At 52.1% G+C, this 1403-nt stretch carries 2 protein-coding genes; one reads left to right on the top strand and one right to left on the bottom strand.

All coding sequences use genetic code 11. From position 1 onward, the window contains the following. Nucleotides 1-430: hypothetical protein (locus tag V6D20_13355; protein HEY9816767.1), on the top strand; the 430-nt coding region annotated here is incomplete at its 5' end. Between the two features lie 228 nt (nt 431-658). Here the strand turns inward: V6D20_13355 and V6D20_13360 are convergent. After that, nucleotides 659-1403 (bottom strand): cyclomaltodextrinase C-terminal domain-containing protein (locus tag V6D20_13360; GenBank protein ID HEY9816768.1); only part of this gene is annotated, 745 nt, incomplete at its 5' end.

Consider the following 1403-nt stretch of genomic DNA (forward strand, 5'->3'; position numbering starts at 1 on the left):
GAAGGGAGGATTGGAGCCTTTGGGCTATGCTTCATTTGCGGGTGCTTTATTAGCGGTACGACTGATTGGTGATCGATTGAAGATGCGTTTTGGAGCCAAGAAATTAGTAATCACCGGTTCTCTATTTGGTGCCGGGGGACTGACCCTGGCTCTGCTCGTAAGTAATCCTATTATTGCCGCTATCGGTTTTTTCATCACCGGAGTGGGTGTGGGCTTGAACTTCCCACTCATCTTCAGCGCTGCCGGCCGCGAAGGCGCCGTGGCTCTGACCTCCGTCGCATCCCTCGGTTATGTAGGAGGGATGGTCTCCCAACCCGCCATGGGCTGGATCGTCACCAAACTCGGACTAGTAGGCGGCTTCAGCTTCGTCGTGCTCGCCTGCCTCACCATTGGCCTCCTGGCGATGAGATCCCGCTTGCTTAGGGAATAGATTTTAGACTTGAGACATAAGACGTGAGATTTAAGACCTTCTTTCCCCTCCTTGGAGGGGTGCAGGGTGGGTTAGTCTGCGCAAACGTCCACCTGTATCCTTTTTGACCTCGATCAATCCAATCCCGAAGGGATAGAGGGTGTCTAGGTTTAAGGTTGTGGCCATATTGTATAATAGGCGAAAATCCTACTCCCGTATTCTCCCAGCTCAAAACTCCCGACTCCTAACTCACTCCCCCAGCTCCCAAATCGCCGTGGTCTTTGCCGGCACTTTAAGGGCCTCATTCAAATCGATAACCGAACCATCCAACACCGAACGGCCGGAGCTAAAGTGCTTAAGCACTTCCGCGAAGCGATCAGGGGAGAGGCTCTTTTCCTCGGTACTGCTGTTCATGATCACCATCACAGTTTGTTCATCGTGCACCCGGAAATAAACGTAGGTATCATTCTCCGGGATGAAATGAACGAGCTTACCTTCGTGAATTGCCTTGGCCCCTTTTCGCCAGTTGGTGAGGGACTTCACATAGTCAAAGATCTCATTCTCCTTATCGGTACGGCCTTCCTGGGTGAATACGGAACGGGTATCCTCCGGCCAGCCGCCCGGCATGGTTTGGCGCCAGCCTTCATCATCGCCGCCACGGTTTTCATGCGCCATCATCAGCTCGGTGCCATAATAAACCTGTGGCGTGCCGCGCGTAGTCATCAGGTAGGCATAAGCCATCTTGAAGTGCTTCTCATTCTTGCCCAGGTGTTCGAAAACACGACTCATATCATGATTATCTAAAAAGGTGACATTGCTCATTGGATCCGAATACAAGAAGTCCTGCGACAGGAGATAATACAGCTGGCTGAGCCCGCTGTCCCATCCAAAGTTCTGATTGAAAGCATCCCGGGTCTTGAAAGCGAATTGGAAATCGGTGAGGCTGGGGAGGTTCGACTGGTAGCCATCGTCCACACCTTCTTTATCGAGTTGC

The sequence above is a fragment of the Candidatus Obscuribacterales bacterium genome, from assembly GCA_036703605.1.
Classification (GTDB): Bacteria; Cyanobacteriota; Cyanobacteriia; order RECH01; family RECH01; genus RECH01.